The organism is Zestomonas ipomoeae (assembly GCF_057128665.1).
In genome coordinates, this window is the sequence record NZ_JBSKHQ010000012.1 from 39,313 (window position 1) to 55,331 (window position 16,019).

Consider the following 16,019-nt stretch of genomic DNA (forward strand, 5'->3'; position numbering starts at 1 on the left):
ATCAGAACAGCAGCATCAATACACCGATGACCACCAGCAGGCCGATCAGAAAGATGATGCCGACGGTGCTACCGAGAAACTTCAGCATAGGGTCGCTCCTGAATGGGTGGGCCTATTACTAGTGACTGGGCATCGTCGAACGCGTTCCATCGGCAAGACCGGTTGCGCGGCGTGTGCGCAGCTCGCGCTAGGAGTGGCGTTGCTTGCCGGCGGTTTGCGGCTGGCTGGACGGCGCTGCCCCCCGGTGGAAGAACGCGCGGTTCCTGCCACTGCGCTTGGCTGCGTACAGGGCCTGGTCTGCAAGCTCCAGCACATCGCTCAGTTCTTCGCCGTCCTGCGGCCAGAGGGCTCCGCCGATGCTGCAACCAATGCCGACTTCATCGGCGCCGGGCAGGGCAATCGGCTGGCGCAGTGCCCGTAGCGTGCGTTCGGCGATGAGCCGCGCCTGCTCCTGGGCGGCATCGCCGGCAACCTGCAGCACCATGATGAACTCGTCGCCGCCCAGGCGCGCGACCAGGTCACCCTCGCGCAGGCAGACGCGCAGGCGCTTGGCGACGGTCTTCAGCAGTTCGTCCCCGGCGGCGTGGCCGAACTGGTCGTTGACCGGCTTGAAGCCGTCCAGGTCCAGGTACAGCAGCGCCAGGCTGTGATGCAGGCTCTGGCTGCGTTGCAGGGCGTGACGCAGATGCGTCTCGAGGGCGATGCGGTTGGGCAGGCCGGTCAGGGCGTCGTGGTGCGCCAGGTCCTGCATTGCGTTCAGCTCGCTCTTTTGTTGGGTCAGGCTTTCCACCAGGTGGCGGATCGATTGGCTCAAACGGGCGATCTCATCGTTGCCTGGCAGGTCCGGAATGACGGTGATCTCGCCGGCGCTGAGGCGGTCTGCCGCCTCGCTGATGCGTCGCAGCGGTCGGGTGATGTAGCCGGCCAGCAGCCAGCCGAGCAGGGCGAACAGCAGGGCCAGACCGCTGCCCCACAGACCGATGGCCTCGCGCTGCTGCTGGGCGGGGGCGAAGGCCTGTTCGAGGGGCTGCCGGGCGATGACGATCCAGCCAAGCCCCGGGTAGTCCTGGTGGCCCCGGCTGTAGGCGACGCCGGTCAGGTAGTGTTCGCGGTCGGGCCATTGTTCGACCGTCCAGAAATTATCCCGCCCCGTCGATTGCAAGGCGTGCAGCGACAGCTGCTGGCCGACCATGTCCTTGGGGCCGAGCAACACCGTGTGGTCCTTGCCCAGGACCAGGAACTCCACCTGCCGGCGGCGCTGCATGGGCTCCAGCAGCGAGCGACGGACCTCGTCGGCCCAGCCCCAGGACAGGTGCATGGCCAGTACGCCGCTGAGGGAGCCGTCCTTGCCCTGTACCGGCAAGGCGATGTCGACGAACTTCATGGCTTCGCCGGTAGGGTTGGGCAGCAACTTGGCGAGCAGTACCGCTTCGTGCACATCGCCGATGAAGCGGCCGTTGCGGCCCTCAAGGTATACCGGTCGCTGGGCGATGCTGACACCTTCGAGCACGCCGTCGCTGGAAGCGAGCACCGTGCCATGCGGATCGGTGAAGCCGACCCAGGCGACTCCGCCCAGTTCCTTGTGCAACTGGTCGAGCAGGCGCCTGATTTCGCTGACGTCGTCTGGCTGTCGCAAGGCGGCGAGTTGGCTGAGCAGTTGCAAGACTCTGGCCCGCCCCGCCATGTCGCGATCCAGGCGGTCGGCCATCTGGAAGGTGATCTCGGCCAGGTCGTGGCCGATTTCCTCGCGCAGGCGGGTACTGGAGTCATGGCCGATCAACGCGCCGAGCAACCAACTGAGCAGGCCGACCAGCAGGGCGATGAGTAGGGCGAAGCGATTGCGAAGACTGCTCGGGTAGCGCATGGCGGGATCAGGCTGCGAGGGCATGGCATAGTGCTACAAGTCTAGGCGGTTGCCTAGATTGCGTAGGAAAAGTGCCCGCGTTGCCGATGGGCTGCTGCAACCGGTGCGCGCGACTCAGGTGGTCGGTCTTTGCGGCGGCGCCGGGCCGGGGCCGCCTGGCCTCGCAGCGGCCAGCCGAACGTCCGTCTAATGGAGCGTGGACGGCGAGCCGGAAGCGGGAGGCGTGGGCCTGCTCAGTGCGCGGACCACCAGATAGAGCAACGGGCCGATGGACACGAACACTGCGGTGAGCAGGATGTAAGGCAGCACGCCACGCCAGGAGCCTCCGCGCCCGACATGGTCCCGGTACATCCACACGCAGGCCAGCGTAGCCATGAGGTAGAGGTCGATCACCACCTGGGCGGTATCGGGGCGGCCCATCAGCTGCAAACCGAAGGCCAGCAGCGATTGCTCGGCGATGGCCATGGTGTACCCGGTGTAGGTCGAGAACAGGATCAGCGCAATCAAGGGGACGATCAGGCGCATGGGGCTCTCCTCGCAAGGGCGGATGTCAGATGCTGCCTTCGCGCTCGACGACCAGGATCCTCGCGGCTCCCCGTGGGTGGGCGACGTGCTCGCAGCCAACCGTGGCGAAGAAGATATCGCCGACATGGAGGGTGGCCACTTTTTCCGCGCCCTGCTCCCGGTAGTGCATGTCGACGATGCCATCCAGCACGGCAAACACTTCCTCGCCGTCGTTCACATGCCACTGGTAGGGCTGGTCGGTCCAGTGCAGGCGGGTGGTGGTGCCGCCCATGTTGGCGATATCCAGGGCGCCCCAGGCTCGGTCGGCGGTGAATTCCTTGCTGCGAATGACCTTCATCCCGGTACTCCGTGTAGCAGTGCTGTGTGTCAACCCGCGGGCGGCAGTCGACCTAGGCCCGCGTCTTCCTGGCGTCTTCCGCCACCGGCCCCTCGTCGTACTGCGGCAGGTCGTCGTCGATCTCGTACCAGGGCGCCTTCGAACCGACGAAGACGTGTGCCTCCGGCCTTACGCCGGGGTCCTGGTCGAGGCCGCCCAGGGGGATGCCGACCACATCGGGATTCTGCGCGTAGAAGCTGGCCAGGCTCGAACCGCAGAACGAGCAGAACGTCTTGATCACGTTGTCGGACGAATGGAAGTGGGTCAGCCACTGTTCGCCGCTGAGCCAGCGGAACTGGCTGCGCTTGATCGAGGCGCGGGTTCGGAACGCCGCGCCATGCCAGCGCCGGCACTTGCTGCAGTGGCAGTGATAGACCGGGCCCAGCGGTCCCTGGACTTCATAGCTGATGGCTTCGCACAGACAGCGTCCGGTGAATCGATCCTGGGTCATCCTTCCTCTTCTCTTGCTGGGGCACGGTGGAGCAGGGCGGCACTATGCACGTGCCGGGCAAAAAAGTCGCGAAGGACCGCTGTTCGGGCGGCCCTTCCGTTGTTTTCTCAGGGCGTCGCGGGTTGCTCTTTCGCCAGGCACACCGCCGCGGTGAACAGTGCGTCGGTGGAGGAGTTCAGCGCGGTCTCCGCGGAATCCTGCAGGATGCCCACGATGAAGCCGATGGCCACCACCTGCATGGCGGTCTCGCTGGGGATGCCGAACAGGCTGCAGGCCAGCGGGATCAGCAGCAGCGAACCGCCGGCTACGCCAGAGGCGCCGCAGGCGGAGACCGCCGACACTACGCACAACAGGATCGCGGTGGGTATGTCCACGACGATGCCCAGGGTGTGCACGGCCGCCAGCGTGAGCACGCTGATGGTGATGGCCGCGCCGGCCATGTTGATGGTGGCACCGAGCGGAATGGACACCGCATAGGTGTCTTCGTGCAGGCCCAGGCGCTCGCAGAGCTGCAGGTTGACCGGCACGTTGGCCGCCGAGCTGCGGGTGAAGAACGCGGTGATGCCGCTCTCGCGCAGGCAGGTGAAGACCAGGGGGTAGGGGTTGCGGCGCAACTGCCAGAAGACGATCAGCGGATTGACCACCAAGGCGACGAACAGCATGCAGCCGATCAGCACGGCCAGCAGGTGGGCATAGCCGAGCAGAGCATCCAGGCCGGCTTCCGCCAGCGAGGTGGCGACCAGGCCGAACACGCCCAGCGGGGCGAAGCGGATCACCACCTTGACGATCAACGATACGCCGCTGGCAAGGTCGGCAAACACCTCGCGGGTGGTGTCACTGCCATGGCGAATGGCAATGCCCAGGCCGATCGCCCAGGCCAGGATGCCGATGAAGTTGCCGCTGAGCAGCGCGTTCACCGGGTTGTCGACCACCTTCATCAACAGGGTTTTCAGAACCTCGGCGATGCCGCCGGGCGGCGCCACCCCGCCGGCGGCCTCGGTGAGCACCAGCGACGAAGGGAACAGGCTGCTGGCGGCCACGGCAATGATGGCGGCGCTCAGGGTGCCCAGCAGGTACAGCAACAAAATCGGGCGAATGTGGGTTGGCTGACCGTGCTTGTGATTGGCAATCGCGGCGGTCACCAGCACGAGCACCAGTACCGGTGCCACTGCCTTCAAGGCGGAGATGAACAGTGTGCCGAGCAGGCCGACTTCATCGGTGGCCTGGGGAAACAACAGGGCGAGCAGGATGCCGGCAATCAGGCCGATGGCGATCTGCACGACGAGGCTTGTGCGGCTGAGCAGTTGCAGCAGGGGACGATGGATCATGATGACCTTCCTGTTGTCGGCGGCAACGCGGATAGCGAGCCTGCCGGATGGCGGCATGCGGGAGCACCGGCGGTGGCCGATGCCGAGATGCTGCCTCATTGCTTGATCCGCCGGATCGCGACGGTGCGAAAAACGAGGCGGCGATTATAGAGCCTCAACACGCTCCGGGCTTCAGTTGAGTGAGCGATGCGCGGATAAATGAAAACGGCCCCGAAGGGCCGTGTTCATCGCAGTGTCGGCCGTCACCCACCCAGGTAGGCGTCGCGTACCTTGGGGTCGTTGAGCAGTTCTTCGCCGCTGCCTTGCATGACGATCCGCCCGTTCTCCAGCACATAGCCGCGGTCGGCCAGCTTGAGCGCCTGGTTGGCGTTCTGCTCGACCAGGAACACGGTCACCCCGTCCTTGCGCAGCTGTTCGATGATGTCGAAGATCTGCTGAATGATGATCGGGGCCAGCCCCAGGGACGGCTCGTCGAGCAGCAACAGCTTGGGCTTGCTCATCAGCGCGCGGGCAATGGCGAGCATCTGCTGCTCGCCGCCGGACATGGTGCCGCCACGCTGGCTGTAGCGTTCCTTCAAGCGCGGGAACAGGTGCAGGACCTTGTCCATCTGCTCTTCGTAGTCACGCTTGTCGGTGAAGAAGCCACCCATGGCGAGGTTCTCTTCCACCGTCAGGCGGGCGAAGATGCGCCGGCCTTCCGGCACCACGGCGATGCTCTTGCGCATGATGTCCGGGGTTTGCAGGCCGACCAGTTCCTCGCCCTGGTAGCGAATGCTGCCGCTGGCCGCCTGTGGGGTGCCGCAGAGGGTCATCAGCAGGGTCGACTTGCCGGCGCCGTTGGCGCCGATCAGGGTGACGATCTCGCCCTGGCGAACCTCGACGCTGACATCGTGCAGCGCCTGGATCTTGCCGTAGAAGGTGGAAACCTTGTCGAAATACAGCATGGTCTACGCCTCCCCCAGATAGGCTTTGATCACGTCCGGGTTGCCACGGACCTGGTCGGGCGTGCCGTCGGCCAGGGGCGTGCCCTGGTTGATCACGAAGATGTGGTCGGAAATGCTCATCACCAGCTTCATGTCGTGCTCGATCAGCAGCACGGTGACGTTGTGCTGGTTGCGCAGCATGCCGATCAGCTCCTTCAGGTCCTCGGTTTCCTTCGGGTTGAGGCCGGCCGCCGGCTCGTCGAGCATGAGGATACGCGGGCGCGTCATCATGCAGCGGGCAATTTCCAGGCGGCGCTGCTGGCCGTAGGCGAGGGTGCCGGCAGGGCGGTTGGCGCAGTCGGTCAGGTTGACCTGTTCCAGCCAATGGGCGGCGTACTCCATGGCCTCGCGCTCGCTGCGGCGAAAGCCCGGGGTCTTGAACAGGCCTGCCAGGAAATTGGTGTTGAGGTGCCGGTGCTGGGCGACCAGCAGGTTTTCCACCGCCGTCATTTCCTTGAACAGGCGAACGTTCTGGAAGGTGCGTACCACGCCCTTGTGGGCGATCTTGTGGCCGGGCAGGCCCTCGATCTGCTCGCCATTCAGGCGAATGCTGCCCGACGTCGGCTGGTAGAAGCCGGTGAGACAGTTGAATACGGTGGTCTTGCCGGCGCCGTTGGGGCCGATCATCGATACCACCTGCTTTTCATGCACGGTCAGGTTCACGTTGTTGACGGCCAGCAGGCCGCCGAAGCGCATGGTCAGACCGTTGACTTCGAGAATCGGTCGGCTCATCGCTTAAGCTCCAAGTGCGGGCGTTGCATGGGCAGCAGGCCCTGCGGACGCCAGATCATCATCACCACCATCAGGGCACCGAACATCAACATGCGGTACTCGCTGAATTCGCGCATGAGTTCCGGCAACAGGATCATGACGACGGCGGCGAGGATCACCCCGAGCTGCGAGCCCATGCCGCCGAGCACCACGATGGCGAGGATGATCGCCGACTCGATGAAGGTGAACGACTCGGGGGTCACCAAGCCCTGGCGCGCAGCGAAGAAGCTGCCGGCGAAGCCGGCGAAGCAGGCACCGAGGGTGAAAGCAGAAAGTTTGATGATGGTCGGGTTCAGGCCCAGGGCACGACAGGCGATCTCGTCCTCGCGCAGTGCTTCCCAGGCACGGCCGATCGGCATGCGCAGCAGGCGGTTGATCACGAACAGGGTCAGCAACACCAGCAGCAGGGCGATCAGGTAGAGGAAGATCACCTTGTTGATGGAGTTGTAGGCGATGCCGAAAAACTCATGGAAGGTCTGCAGGCCCTCCTCGGCGCGGCGCTCGAAGGACAGGCCGAACAGCGTCGGCTTGTCGATGTTGCTGATGCCGTTGGGGCCGCCAGTGAGCCCAGTGAGGTTGCGCAGCAGGATGCGAATGATCTCGCCGAAGCCGAGGGTGACGATGGCCAGGTAGTCACCGCGCAGGCGCAGGACCGGGAAGCCGAGGATGAAGCCGAAGAACGCCGCCATCAGTCCGGCGATCGGCAGGCAGGTCCAGAATCCCAGGCCGTAGTAGTGCGAGAGCAGGGCATAGCTGTAGGCGCCGACGGCATAGAAGCCGACGTAGCCCAGATCCAGCAGGCCGGCGAGGCCGACCACGATGTTCAGGCCGAGGCCGAGCATCACGTAGATCAGGATCAGTGTGGCGATGTCCACCGCGCCGCGCGAGCCGAAGAACGGCCAGGCCAGGGCGACCACGATCAGGCCCAGCATGACCCAGCGCTGGGTGGACTGCTGGGTCATCAGGTCCTTCACATTGTCCGGCATCCCGGCCTTGGGCACGCCGGCCCAGAGGGCGCCAATGCGATCACGGAACAGTTGCCAGAAGAACAGCGCGATGGCGCAGCCGGCGATGGTCAAGATCACCGCCGGGGTGGCGTTCTGTACTTCCAACTTGATGCCGACGGTGGTCAGCTTCAGACCAAGCACCGGGTACGCCACGGCAATGACCAGCAGGGCGCTGAAGAAGGCGGTTTTGAGATTGCGAGTCATACCTTTTCCACCTCCGGACGACCGAGAATACCGGTGGGACGGAACAGCAACACCAGGACCAACAGGCCGAAGGCCACCACGTCCTTGTACTGGTCGCCGAAGATATCGGCGCCGAATGCTTCCGCCACGCCCAGCACCAGGCCACCGAGCATGGCGCCGGGAATGCTGCCGATGCCGCCGAGCACGGCGGCGGTGAACGCCTTGATGCCGGCGAGGAAGCCCAGGTGCGGGTTGATCACCCCGTATTGCATGCCCAGCAGAACCGATGCCACGGCAGCCAGGGCGGCGCCGATGACGAAGGTCAGGGCAATGATGTTGTTGGTGTTGATGCCGAGCAGGTTGGCCATCTTCAGGTCCTCCGCGCTGGCGCGGCAGGCACGGCCGAGGCGCGAGCGGGAGATGAACATCGTCAGGCCGAACATCGCGATGAAGGTCACCACGAAGATCAGCACCTGCATGTAGGAAATCACCACGCCGTTCATGGTGCTTTCGCCGAACACGAAGTTGCCGGGCATCAGATTGGGGATCGCCTTGTCCTTGGAATCCTGGGCCAGCAGTACTTCGTTCTGCAGGAAGATCGACATGCCGATGGCCGAGATCAGCGGAATCAGCCGGCTGCTGCCGCGCAGCGGTCGGTAGGCGACCCGTTCGATGCTGTAGCCGTAGGCGCTGGCGACGATGATGCTGGCGGCGAATGCCGCGACCATCAGCAAGGGCAGGCTGTCGAGGCCGAGCAGGGTGAGCCCGGCGATGGCGATGAAGGCTACGTACGAGCCAATCATGTAAACCTCGCCGTGGGCGAAGTTGATCATGCCGATGATGCCGTAGACCATGGTGTAGCCGATGGCGATCAGGGCATAGGTGCTGCCAATGGTCAGCCCATTAACCAGCTGTTGCAGGTAGTGATAGAGATCAGGCATTCCCTAACTCCTCGACCATCACGAACAGCGGCGCTTGTGGCGCAGCGGATGGCCGGAAAACACGAATAAACAAAACCCACTGCATGGCAGTGGGCTTTGGGTTCAGGCGGGGAAGCTTACTTGGCTTCGGACTTGGTACCGTCCTGGTGCCACTCGTAGACCACGAAGCTGAAGTCTTTCAGATCGCCCTTCTCGTCGAAGGCCAGGGTGCCGGTGGGCGTGTCGAAGGTATTGGAACGCAGCGCCTTGGCCACCTTGTCGGTGTCGGTGCTGTCGGACTTGTCGATGGCCTCGGCGATGACCTGTACGGCAGCGTAGGCCGGGAACACGAACGGGCCGCTCGGGTCCTGGTTCTTGGCCTTGAAGGCCTCGACCAGCGCCTGGTTCTTCGGATCCTGGTCGAAGGACTTCGGCAGGGTCACCAGCAGGCCTTCGGAGGCCGGGCCGGCGATGGCGGAGATTTCCTTGTTGCCTACGCCTTCCGGACCCATGAACTTGACCTTCAGGCCCTTCTCGGATGCCTGGCGCAGCAGCAGGCCGAGTTCCGGGTGGTAGCCGCCGTAGTAGACGAAGTCCACGCCTTCTTTCTTCAGCTTGGAGATCAGCGAGGAGAAGTCCTTGTCGCCGGCGTTGATGCCTTCGAACAGGCCGACTTTCACGCCCTTGCCTTCCAGGGTCTGCTTGACGGCGGTGGCGATGCCTTCGCCGTACTGTTGCTTGTCGTGGATGACGGCGACATTGCTCGGCTTGACGTGGTCGGCGATGTAGTTGCCGGCGGTCGGGCCCTGCATGCTGTCCAGGCCGATGGTGCGGAATACCAGTTGGTAACCGCGGGAGGTCACGTCCGGGCTGGTGGAGGCCGGGGTGATCATGAGGATGCCTTCGTCCTCGTAGATGTCCGAGGCTGGCTGAGTGGAGCTGGAGCACAGGTGGCCGATGACGAAGGAGACGCCATCGTTGACGATCTTGTTGGCTACGGCCACGGCTTGCTTGGGATCGCAGGCATCGTCGTAGACCACGCCTTCGAGCTGCTTGCCGTCAACCCCGCCGGCCTTGTTGATCTGCTCGATAGCCATCTGAGCGCCAATGAACTGCATTTCACCGTATTGAGCGACCGGGCCTGTTACCGGACCGGCCATGCCGATCTTGATGGTGTCGGCGGCCATGGAATAGCTGGCGGCCCCCGCCAGGGCCATCGCTGCGAACAATTTGGAAAGCTGCTTAGTAGCCTTGTTCATAGTGCTCCACTCTTATGATTTTTCGTTGTTGTAGTCCTGGCGGCCAAAGCTGCAGAACCGGGTGAATTCCCCGGTCATACCCCCGGCAACTGTACCGGCGCAGTGTAGAGCGCCGGTTTGCAACTTGAAAAGCCGGCATCAGGGGACATGACGGACGGGTGTCGCTTAAACGTAATAAACGTATAGAAAAACGCCGTGTCTGTGCGCTCCGTTGTATTCCTCCTTTTATCAGGCGTTTACCGCTACGAAATGTGGCGGGTTTGGCGACCGCGGCGGCGTCATTGCTGAGTTTGCCGGTGACAGCGGCGGCGCTATCATGGCGCGCCGTCCACAGGTGAAAACCCATGACAGAACACCCTAGCACCCTCTATGCCAAGCTGCTTGGCGAAACCGCATCGATTCGTTGGCAGGAGCTGCAACCTTTCTTCGCGCGCGGCGCGCTGCTCTGGGTGAACGGGACCGAGGATCTGGTCGCCGTGGCGCAGGCCGTGGCCGAGGACGACAAGGCGAAGATCGAGAACTGGTTGGCGGCGGGCCGGATCGGCAAGGTGGAGGAGAGCCGCGCACAGGACCTGCTCGAACGCGATCCGCAGCTATGGGCCGTGGTGGTCGCGCCCTGGGTGCTGATCCAGGAACGGGCCGAGTCGACAGCGCTGCACTGAGGCGGGGCGGCTGGTGCGCAGGGCCGCTCGATTGGGGCGAGATCGCCTTGCCTTCTACACTTTGCTTTTTGCCTTGAACCAAGGGAGAACACGCCATGTTCGAGCCGGGTCACCTGCATATCCAGATCTGGCCAAGCGGGCCTGAGGAGACAGGCTATAGCCTCGATCTGTTCTACGAGGTGCGATCCGATCCCAAGGAGGGGCCGATGATGCACTTTCGCCTGTGTGGCGAGGCGAACGGTCAGGCTTTCGCAGAGGAGTTCGAGCTGCATCGCGACACCGCGTTCAATTTCGCCAGCGTCGCGACCCGCCGTGCGGCCGCCCACGGTTTGCCGGCGAGCTTCGGCCCGGTATTGCGCGGGCACAAATACTTCGACGCCATGTTCGAGGACATTCGCGCGAAGCTGCACAACCATTCAGGCGATCCGGTGAGTTTCGACCATCTGCAGAAGGATGGTCTGTAGGTCGCGACGCAGGTGCCTGGCTAGGCGCTGACCCAGCGTTGGCGCAGCCAGCCGCTCAGGGCGTCGACCGCGAGGACCAGGAGCAGCATGGCGAGAATCACCGTGGCGGCGCGAGCCTCCTGGAACAGGCTGAGGCTGACGTAAAGCATTTGCCCCAGTCCGCCGGCACCGACGAAGCCAAGCACGCTGGCCATGCGGATATTGTTTTCCCAGCGATACAGGCTGTAGGCCATTAGCTGCGGCCAGACACCGGGCAGGGTGCCGTAGCAGAACGCGGCGATGCGGCCGCCGCCGGCCAGGCGCACAGCCTCGGCCGGTTCCGGCGGGGTATTTTCCAGGGCCTCGGCGAACAGCCGGCCGAGCACACCGCCGGTGTGCAGGGCCAGGGCCAGGGTGCCGGCATTCGGCCCGAGGCCGGCGGCCAGGACCATCAGGGCCGCCCAGACCAGCTCGGGCACCGCGCGCAGGCTGTTGAGCAGCAGGCGCGCGGCGGCGAGGGCCAGGGTGCCGCAGCGTCCCGCCGCGGGCAGCGCCAGGGCCAGGCCGAGCAATGCCGCGAGCAGCGTGCCGATGGCTGACATTGCCAATGTCTCCAGCGTGCCGCGGCCAATCGTTTGCCAGTGGCTGGCAGAGAAGTCCGGCCGCAGGAAGCCGCTGGCATAGTCGCCCATCTGCGCCAATGCCTCGGCCGAGGCCAGTGCGCCCAGGTCGATGCGCAAATAGCGGAACGAAGCCCAGACCGCCGCCAGCACCGCGACCAGCAGTAGGGCATTGCCCAGGCGCCTCACGCCAGCCTCCCGCGCAGCAGGCGGCTAAGTTGGTCGGCCAGCAGTACCAGGATCAGGAATGTCAGCAGCATGCTGGCGACTTCGCCGCCGGCGAACATGCGCAAGGACAGCTCCATCTGCTGGCCGAGCCCGCCGGCTCCGACGAAGCCCATCACCACCGAGGCGCGGATCGCGCATTCCCAGCGGTAGACGGTATAGGAGAGCAGCTCGGCCGCCGCGTTGGGCAATACCCCGTAGGCGAACGCCGCCAGTCGTGAGCTGCCGGCCACCAGCAGGGCGCGGCTTGGCCGCGGGTCCACCGATTCGAAAATCTCCGCATAGACCTTGCCGAGCATGCCGCCATAGGTGATGGCGATGGCCAATACCCCGGCGGTGGGGCCGAGGCCGACAGCGCGCACGAACAGCAGCGCCCAGACGATTTCCGGCACGCTGCGCAGCACGATCAGCAGGCCACGCACCGGCCAGCGCAGCCCCCGGGCCCACCAGGCCGGCTTGCCGGCACGGGACACGGCGGAGAGCGACAGCGCGCGACTGGCCAGCAGCGCGCCGGGGGCGCCGATCAACAGCGCCAGGGCCATGCCGGCGGTGGCGATGGCCAGGGTTTCCAGGGTGGCGCGGCCCAGCAGGTCGAGGAAGTCGGCGTCGTGGGCTGGCGGCCAGAAGGCGGCGAGAAAATCGCCCATGGTGCGTCGATTGGCTGGATCGAACAGTACCGCCAGGTCCAGCTCGCTGAGCGACAGGCCCGGCCACAGCAAGGCCAAGGCCAGCAGGGTGACGGCCAGTCGGGGCAGGGCGGCGGGATCGCGAGGCGCGCCGTTCAGCATCGTGGGATATGCAGGGTGGCCGGCGCCGGCGCAGCGGACGCCGGCACCCGGGCTTGCAACTGCTCGTTGGCATAGAGCGCATCGAGTTCGGCCTGGCCGACTTCGCTGGCCGCATGGTCGAAGAAGATGCGGCCGTCGCGGATGCCGACGATGCGCGGGAAGTGCGCCAGGGCCAGGTCCACCGCGTGCAGGCTGGCCAGCAGCGTGATGCCGCGGGCTTGCGCTTCGCGGTTGAGCACGCCGAGGGTGTGGCCGGCGAGCACCGGATCCATGGCCGAAACCGGCTCGTCGGCGAGCATCAGCGCCGGCTCCTGGTAGAGCACGCGGGCGATGCCGACCCTCTGCAGCTGGCCGCCGGACAGCTGGTCGCAACGCTCGAACAGCTTGTCGGCCAGGTCCAGGCGCGCCAGCGCGTCCAGCGCGCCGGCACGGTCCAGCGGATGCAGCAAGCTGAGCAGGCTCTTGCCGAGCGACCACTGGCCGAGCCTGCCGGCCAGCACCGCGGTGACCACCCGTTGGCGCGGGGGCAGCGGCGGCGTCTGATGGATCAGGCCGATGCGTGCGCGCAGCTTCTGCCGGGCACGGGCGGACAGTTTCCAGGGTTGGCTGCCGAGTAGCTCGAGGTTTCCGCCGCTGGGTTGCGAGGCGGTGGCCAGGAGACGCAGCAGGCTGGTCTTGCCGGCGCCGGAAGGGCCGATAATGGCGACCCGCTCGCCCGGCCGCACGGCCAGGTCGATACCGCTCAGCGCCGCCTGACCGTTGGCGTGGGTCAGGCCCACGCCGGTCAGGCGCACGGTCATTGCAGCAGGCCGGCGGCCTTGGCGGCGTCTTCGATGCCGGTGTAGTTCTCCGGCTTGGTTTCGATGAAGCGGCTGGCAGCCTGCAGGTCGAGGATCGCCTTGTGCTCCGGGTTGGCCGGGTCGAGGGCGAGGAATGCGGCCTTGATCTTCTCGGCCAGCGCCGGGTCGAGGCTGCCGCGCACAGTCCAGTTGTAGTCGTAGTAGGCCGGGGTGGTGGCGAACACCTTGACCTTGTCGGTATCCACCTTGCCGGCGGCGACCAGCTTGTCCCAGACACTGGCGTTGAGCACGCCGGCCTCGGCCTTGCCGGCCTGGACCCAGGCGGCGGTGGCGTCGTGGGCGCCGGAGTAGGCGACGCGGCTGAAAAACTCTTCCGGCTTGATGCCGTCCTGCAGCATGAAGTAGCGCGGCATCAGGCTGCCCGAGGTGGAAGACACCGAACCGAAGGCGAAGGTCTTGCCCTTGAGGTCCTGCAGGCTTTTCACCTCGGGATTGGCGGTGATGAACTTGCTGGTGAACTGTGCATCCTGCTCGCGCTGCACCAGGGGAATGGCATTGCCGGTCTTCAGACGGGCCTGGACGAAGGTGAAGCCGCCCAGCCAGGCAAGGTCGATGCGGTCGGCGGCGAGTGCCTCGACCACGGCGGCGTAGTCGGAGACCGGGACGAACTCGACCTTCATGCCCAGTTGTTTTTCGAGGTAGGCACCCAGCGGTTTGAACTTGCGCAGCAGTTCGGTGGGGGCCTCGTCGGGGATCGCCGATACCTTGAGCACATCGGCGGCCTGGGCGAACAGGGCGGAAAGGGACAGGGCAAAGCCGGCGGCGAGGGCCAGGGTACGCTTGAGCATGAGGGTTCTCCGGTTAAATAGCGGAAAAAGCGGGCGCGATTATAGGCACTGGCCGCGCATTTAAACATCTCGGCCGTCAACGGCATGGCCGCGGGTTAAGATGACGGCAGCCTTTGCCAGGAGCTTTCCATGACTTCCGCCTTGCCTTCTCTCGCCTTCGCCGGCATCGGCCTGATGGGCCTGCCGATGACTCGTCGCCTGCTCGCGGCCGGGTACCCGCTGTGGGTATGGAACCGCACGCCGGACAAATGCGCGCCCCTGGTGAAGCAGGGCGCTCATACCGTGCAGCAACCCTCAGAGCTGTGCGAGCAGGCCAATATCATCATGCTTTGCCTGGCCAATACCGAAGTGGTGCGCGAAGTGGTGTTCGGCGAAGGCGGCATCGTCGAGGGCGCGCGTGCCGGCCAACTGCTGGTGGACTTTTCCAGCCTGGACCCCGCCACCACCCGGGAGATGGCCGCCGAGCTGGAAAGCCGCACCGGCATGCGCTGGGTCGATGCGCCGGTGTCCGGCGGAACACCCGGTGCCGAAGCCGGTACCCTGGCGATCATGGCCGGCGGGCACGAGCAGGATATCGAGCGCATTCGCCCCATTCTCGCCCACCTCGGCCAGCGCCTGACCCGCATGGGCGAGGTAGGCGCCGGGCAAGTGACCAAGGTCTGCAACCAGATGATCGTCGCCTGCAACGCCCTGGTGATCGCCGAGGTGGTGGCCCTGGCGGAGAAGGCCGGGGTGGACGCCGGGTTGATCGCCGAGGCGCTGGCCGGCGGCTTCGCCGATTCCAAGCCGCTGCAGATACTCGCTCCGCAGATGGCCGAGCGGCGCTACGAGCCGGTCAAGTGGCACGTGCGCACCCTGCTCAAGGATCTGGATACGGCAGTGAAGCTATCCCGCGAACAGGGCTCGGCCACACCGGTCAGTGGGCTGGCCGCGCAACTGATACGCCTGCACGGCAGTCAGGGCCACCTGGGGCACGACCCCGCTACGCTGGTGGAGCTGTATCGCGAGGGCGAGGCATGAAACTGTCGGCCAACCTGTCCCTGCTGTTCACCGAGCTGCCGCTGGTCGAGCGCATCGCTGCCGCCGCAGAAGCGGGCTTTTCCGCTGTCGAGATCCAGTTTCCCTATGCGCTGCCCGCCGATGAATTGAAAGCGGCGTTGGAGCGGGCCCGGATGCCGCTGGTACTGATCAACCTGCCCGCCGGGGACCTGATGGAGGGGGGCGCCGGGCTGGCCGCGGTGCCCTCGCGCCAGGCTGAATTCGATGCCGCCCTGGCCCAGGCGCTGGCCTATGCCGAGGTGGCGCAGCCGGCTTGCGTCAACGTGCTGCCGGGCCGCCTGGCCGCCGGCATCACCGTCGAGCTGGCATGGCAGACGCTGGCGGCGAACCTCCGAGGTGCGGCAGAGGCTTTCCAGCGCGTGGGGATTCGCGTGCTGTGCGAGGCGATCAACCCGCTGGATATGCCGGGGTTTCTGGTGAATACGCCGGCACATCTGGATGAACTGCTGCGCGCCGTCGACCACGGCAACTGCGCGGCACAGCTCGACCTCTATCACCTGGCACGCCAGGGCCTGGACATCGGGCAAGGCGTGGCCCTGCTGGCCGGTCGCATCGGCCATGTGCAATTCGCCGACTGCCCAGGGCGTGGCGCGCCGGGTAGCGGGACGCTGGACTTTTCGGCTGCCTGGCGGGCCCTGGCTTTGGCCGGCTATGACGGCTGGCTCGGTGCCGAGTACCGGCCGGGCGATCGGGGCACCGCGGCCAGTCTGGGTTGGCTGGAGCAATGGCGCGCCCGGTTATGAGCGAGCCCCTGACCAGCAAGCGTCATCGCAGGTGCTGGTAGATCGTTCGGCGGCTTGGCCCGGTGGCTTCGTCGTTGATGGTGGGCGTATTGGGTGAGGGCGCCCGTTGGTCTTCATCGCTTTGCCCGAGCGCTTTCATCCATAGGCAACGGCCAGGCCCGCGG

Annotated in this window: 19 protein-coding genes; 4 read left to right on the plus strand and 15 right to left on the minus strand. The window is 65.5% G+C overall.

Features of this window, described 5'->3' with window-relative positions:
- Position 1 precedes the first annotated feature (1 nt).
- From ACWKV7_RS14090 to ACWKV7_RS14140, 11 genes are all read right to left on the minus strand, one after another.
- Positions 2-88, minus strand: a complete 87-nt coding sequence (locus ACWKV7_RS14090) for a small membrane protein YohP (RefSeq protein WP_483858431.1) — start codon at positions 86-88, stop codon at positions 2-4.
- Positions 89-187: 99 nt separating this feature from the next.
- Positions 188-1,888, minus strand: a complete 1,701-nt coding sequence (locus ACWKV7_RS14095; protein ID WP_483858315.1) for a diguanylate cyclase domain-containing protein — start codon at positions 1,886-1,888, stop codon at positions 188-190.
- 162 nt (positions 1,889-2,050) lie between these two features.
- The gene (locus ACWKV7_RS14100) at positions 2,051-2,389 is read right to left on the minus strand and encodes a DUF2834 domain-containing protein (RefSeq protein ID WP_483858316.1); all 339 of its coding nucleotides are present in this window, start codon (positions 2,387-2,389) and stop codon (positions 2,051-2,053) included.
- Positions 2,390-2,414: 25 nt separating this feature from the next.
- A complete protein-coding gene (locus tag ACWKV7_RS14105) occupies positions 2,415-2,726 on the minus strand; it encodes a cupin domain-containing protein (RefSeq protein ID WP_483858317.1) in 312 nt (103 codons plus the stop codon).
- 52 nt (positions 2,727-2,778) lie between these two features.
- Positions 2,779-3,216, minus strand: a complete 438-nt coding sequence (locus ACWKV7_RS14110; protein ID WP_483858318.1) for a GFA family protein — start codon at positions 3,214-3,216, stop codon at positions 2,779-2,781.
- 107 nt (positions 3,217-3,323) lie between these two features.
- On the minus strand, positions 3,324-4,544 hold the full coding sequence (sstT, locus tag ACWKV7_RS14115) for a serine/threonine transporter SstT (protein ID WP_483858319.1): 1,221 nt from the start codon (positions 4,542-4,544) through the stop codon (positions 3,324-3,326).
- Between the two features lie 242 nt (positions 4,545-4,786).
- Positions 4,787-5,488, minus strand: a complete 702-nt coding sequence (locus ACWKV7_RS14120; protein ID WP_483858320.1) for an ABC transporter ATP-binding protein — start codon at positions 5,486-5,488, stop codon at positions 4,787-4,789.
- Positions 5,489-5,491: 3 nt separating this feature from the next.
- A complete protein-coding gene (gene livG, locus ACWKV7_RS14125; protein ID WP_483858321.1) occupies positions 5,492-6,259 on the minus strand; it encodes a high-affinity branched-chain amino acid ABC transporter ATP-binding protein LivG in 768 nt (255 codons plus the stop codon).
- Entirely contained in the window at positions 6,256-7,509 is a 1,254-nt protein-coding gene (locus ACWKV7_RS14130; RefSeq protein WP_483858322.1) for a high-affinity branched-chain amino acid ABC transporter permease LivM, read from the minus strand. Before ACWKV7_RS14130 ends, livG begins: the two co-directional genes overlap by 4 nt.
- On the minus strand, positions 7,506-8,429 hold the full coding sequence (livH, locus tag ACWKV7_RS14135; RefSeq protein ID WP_483858323.1) for a high-affinity branched-chain amino acid ABC transporter permease LivH: 924 nt from the start codon (positions 8,427-8,429) through the stop codon (positions 7,506-7,508). The genes ACWKV7_RS14130 and livH overlap by 4 nt, the downstream gene beginning before the upstream one ends.
- Positions 8,430-8,545: 116 nt before the next feature.
- The gene (locus ACWKV7_RS14140; RefSeq protein WP_483858324.1) at positions 8,546-9,667 is read right to left on the minus strand and encodes a branched-chain amino acid ABC transporter substrate-binding protein; all 1,122 of its coding nucleotides are present in this window, start codon (positions 9,665-9,667) and stop codon (positions 8,546-8,548) included.
- Between the two features lie 344 nt (positions 9,668-10,011).
- Between ACWKV7_RS14140 and ACWKV7_RS14145 the strand changes: the two genes are divergently transcribed.
- Complete coding sequence (locus ACWKV7_RS14145; protein WP_483858325.1) at positions 10,012-10,329, plus strand: DUF2288 domain-containing protein; 318 nt, start codon at positions 10,012-10,014, stop codon at positions 10,327-10,329.
- Between the two features lie 95 nt (positions 10,330-10,424).
- Positions 10,425-10,793: a DUF5064 family protein gene (locus ACWKV7_RS14150; protein ID WP_483858326.1), complete on the plus strand. Its 369-nt coding sequence runs from the start codon at positions 10,425-10,427 to the stop codon at positions 10,791-10,793.
- A 20-nt stretch (positions 10,794-10,813) separates the two neighbouring features.
- Here the strand turns inward: ACWKV7_RS14150 and phnE are convergent, their stop codons facing one another.
- Genes phnE through ACWKV7_RS14170 form a run of 4 tightly spaced genes read right to left on the minus strand, consistent with a single transcriptional unit; the run spans position 10,814 to position 14,053 of the window.
- Positions 10,814-11,581 (minus strand): phosphonate ABC transporter, permease protein PhnE, encoded by a 768-nt coding sequence (gene phnE / locus ACWKV7_RS14155; protein WP_483858327.1) that lies wholly within the window; start codon positions 11,579-11,581, stop codon positions 10,814-10,816.
- Positions 11,578-12,405 carry a PhnE/PtxC family ABC transporter permease gene (locus ACWKV7_RS14160; RefSeq protein ID WP_483858328.1) on the minus strand — a complete coding sequence of 276 codons (828 nt, stop codon included), beginning with the start codon at positions 12,403-12,405 and terminating at the stop codon, positions 11,578-11,580. The genes phnE and ACWKV7_RS14160 overlap by 4 nt, the downstream gene beginning before the upstream one ends.
- Positions 12,399-13,205, minus strand: a complete 807-nt coding sequence (locus ACWKV7_RS14165; protein WP_483858329.1) for a phosphonate ABC transporter ATP-binding protein — start codon at positions 13,203-13,205, stop codon at positions 12,399-12,401. Before ACWKV7_RS14165 ends, ACWKV7_RS14160 begins: the two co-directional genes overlap by 7 nt.
- Complete coding sequence (locus ACWKV7_RS14170) at positions 13,202-14,053, minus strand: putative selenate ABC transporter substrate-binding protein (protein WP_483858330.1); 852 nt, start codon at positions 14,051-14,053, stop codon at positions 13,202-13,204. The genes ACWKV7_RS14165 and ACWKV7_RS14170 overlap by 4 nt, the downstream gene beginning before the upstream one ends.
- A gap of 129 nt (positions 14,054-14,182) precedes the next feature.
- Here ACWKV7_RS14170 and ACWKV7_RS14175 point away from each other — a divergent pair, with 129 nt between their 5' ends.
- A complete protein-coding gene (locus ACWKV7_RS14175) occupies positions 14,183-15,073 on the plus strand; it encodes an NAD(P)-dependent oxidoreductase (RefSeq protein WP_483858331.1) in 891 nt (296 codons plus the stop codon).
- Positions 15,070-15,855 (plus strand): hydroxypyruvate isomerase family protein, encoded by a 786-nt coding sequence (locus tag ACWKV7_RS14180; protein ID WP_483858332.1) that lies wholly within the window; start codon positions 15,070-15,072, stop codon positions 15,853-15,855. Before ACWKV7_RS14175 ends, ACWKV7_RS14180 begins: the two co-directional genes overlap by 4 nt.
- Positions 15,856-16,019: the final 164 nt, after the last annotated feature.

What these genes read in the sequence shown, in the direction of transcription:
- ACWKV7_RS14090 (WP_483858431.1), bottom strand. Translation starts at nt 88, where the DNA reads ATGCTGAAGTTTCTCGGTAGCACCGTCGGCATCATCTTTCTGATCGGC.
- ACWKV7_RS14095 (WP_483858315.1), bottom strand. Translation starts at nt 1,888, where the DNA reads ATGCCCTCGCAGCCTGATCCCGCCATGCGCTACCCGAGCAGTCTTCGC.
- ACWKV7_RS14100 (WP_483858316.1), bottom strand. Translation starts at nt 2,389, where the DNA reads ATGCGCCTGATCGTCCCCTTGATTGCGCTGATCCTGTTCTCGACCTAC.
- ACWKV7_RS14105 (WP_483858317.1), bottom strand. Translation starts at nt 2,726, where the DNA reads ATGAAGGTCATTCGCAGCAAGGAATTCACCGCCGACCGAGCCTGGGGC.
- ACWKV7_RS14110 (WP_483858318.1), bottom strand. Translation starts at nt 3,216, where the DNA reads ATGACCCAGGATCGATTCACCGGACGCTGTCTGTGCGAAGCCATCAGC.
- sstT (WP_483858319.1), bottom strand. Translation starts at nt 4,544, where the DNA reads ATGATCCATCGTCCCCTGCTGCAACTGCTCAGCCGCACAAGCCTCGTC.
- ACWKV7_RS14120 (WP_483858320.1), bottom strand. Translation starts at nt 5,488, where the DNA reads ATGCTGTATTTCGACAAGGTTTCCACCTTCTACGGCAAGATCCAGGCG.
- livG (WP_483858321.1), bottom strand. Translation starts at nt 6,259, where the DNA reads ATGAGCCGACCGATTCTCGAAGTCAACGGTCTGACCATGCGCTTCGGC.
- ACWKV7_RS14130 (WP_483858322.1), bottom strand. Translation starts at nt 7,509, where the DNA reads ATGACTCGCAATCTCAAAACCGCCTTCTTCAGCGCCCTGCTGGTCATT.
- livH (WP_483858323.1), bottom strand. Translation starts at nt 8,429, where the DNA reads ATGCCTGATCTCTATCACTACCTGCAACAGCTGGTTAATGGGCTGACC.
- ACWKV7_RS14140 (WP_483858324.1), bottom strand. Translation starts at nt 9,667, where the DNA reads ATGAACAAGGCTACTAAGCAGCTTTCCAAATTGTTCGCAGCGATGGCC.
- ACWKV7_RS14145 (WP_483858325.1), top strand. Translation starts at nt 10,012, where the DNA reads ATGACAGAACACCCTAGCACCCTCTATGCCAAGCTGCTTGGCGAAACC.
- ACWKV7_RS14150 (WP_483858326.1), top strand. Translation starts at nt 10,425, where the DNA reads ATGTTCGAGCCGGGTCACCTGCATATCCAGATCTGGCCAAGCGGGCCT.
- ACWKV7_RS14160 (WP_483858328.1), bottom strand. Translation starts at nt 12,405, where the DNA reads ATGCTGAACGGCGCGCCTCGCGATCCCGCCGCCCTGCCCCGACTGGCC.
- ACWKV7_RS14165 (WP_483858329.1), bottom strand. Translation starts at nt 13,205, where the DNA reads ATGACCGTGCGCCTGACCGGCGTGGGCCTGACCCACGCCAACGGTCAG.
- ACWKV7_RS14170 (WP_483858330.1), bottom strand. Translation starts at nt 14,053, where the DNA reads ATGCTCAAGCGTACCCTGGCCCTCGCCGCCGGCTTTGCCCTGTCCCTT.
- ACWKV7_RS14175 (WP_483858331.1), top strand. Translation starts at nt 14,183, where the DNA reads ATGACTTCCGCCTTGCCTTCTCTCGCCTTCGCCGGCATCGGCCTGATG.
- ACWKV7_RS14180 (WP_483858332.1), top strand. Translation starts at nt 15,070, where the DNA reads ATGAAACTGTCGGCCAACCTGTCCCTGCTGTTCACCGAGCTGCCGCTG.